At 66.3% G+C, this 833-nt stretch carries 1 protein-coding gene and 1 pseudogene; one reads left to right on the top strand and one right to left on the bottom strand.

The window, feature by feature from the left end; genetic code table 11:
• Positions 1–371 (bottom strand): annotated as a pseudogene (locus tag Q664_RS59670) (hypothetical protein); the annotation flags it as partial.
• Positions 372–573: 202 nt separating this feature from the next.
• On the opposite strand from Q664_RS59670, the gene Q664_RS44260 reads away from it, so the two are divergent.
• On the top strand, positions 574–833 hold a 260-nt coding region (locus Q664_RS44260; protein WP_043411058.1), incomplete at its 3' end, for a M23 family metallopeptidase.

The raw sequence follows: 833 nt of genomic DNA, 5'->3' as shown, positions 1-833 counted from the left end.
GTCACGGACTCCGCGGACGCTACGGGCGCTTCTGGCACCCCGCCGGTGCGAGCCGCGGACGTCGCTGCCCCCTCACCCACCGCGGGCAGGTCGCGCGGAGTGTCCCGGCGCGGCGAGGACACGCTCCTGGACGAAAGCTCCTGTGCCGCTGGCCGCCGGGGCCGCACGGGCGCGGGGAGCGGACCGCCCTCATCCCATGCCCCCTCGATGGCGGGCAACTCCCTCGGCGTCGCGCGGCGCAGGGGCGAGTCCTCGCGCCTCACCACCTCTCGACCCCGGACGGAGGACTCCACCTTCGGGTCAGTACCGGAGGCGCCCTTCCCTGCCCGGCCCTTGCCACTGGCCGGCTTGCGTTCCTTCTTCGACGTCACGCCGCGAGCTCCCGTATGGCTCCATCGAGGGAGGGATGACACGCTCCGGAAAGAAGCAGCCGGTCGAGAGGAACGCGCATGGCGAGAGAGTCTACCTCCAGAAATCGGTACGGTGTGGAGTGGGATCAGCGCGCAACTGCCGCTTCGGCCGGTATGCAACAGGTCGTGAAGGTCGGTTAGATTCGTCAGCGGGAGGGAGACGATGGCAGCCAAAGAAGCCAGGTTCCGGGGTCACCTGCACTATCCACTTCGTCTGGGTGGCACCAGCTCATTCAACAAGAATCAGCTGGGCAACTACTACACGAACAACGAGACGGCGGATGGTGGATGGTACCCCATTGGTGCGAACCAGACCTGGCACAATGGCATCCACCTGACCGCATCCCGCGGAGCCCCCATCCACAGCATCGCCAAGGGAAAGCTCATCGCGGCACGTCTAGGCAACGATTATTCAGATGAGAA

It is taken from the genome of Archangium violaceum Cb vi76, assembly GCF_000733295.1.
Taxonomy (GTDB): domain Bacteria; phylum Myxococcota; class Myxococcia; order Myxococcales; family Myxococcaceae; genus Archangium; species Archangium violaceum.
The sequence above is the reverse complement of the archived record's forward strand: the minus strand, read 5'-3'. Positions and strand labels throughout refer to the sequence as shown.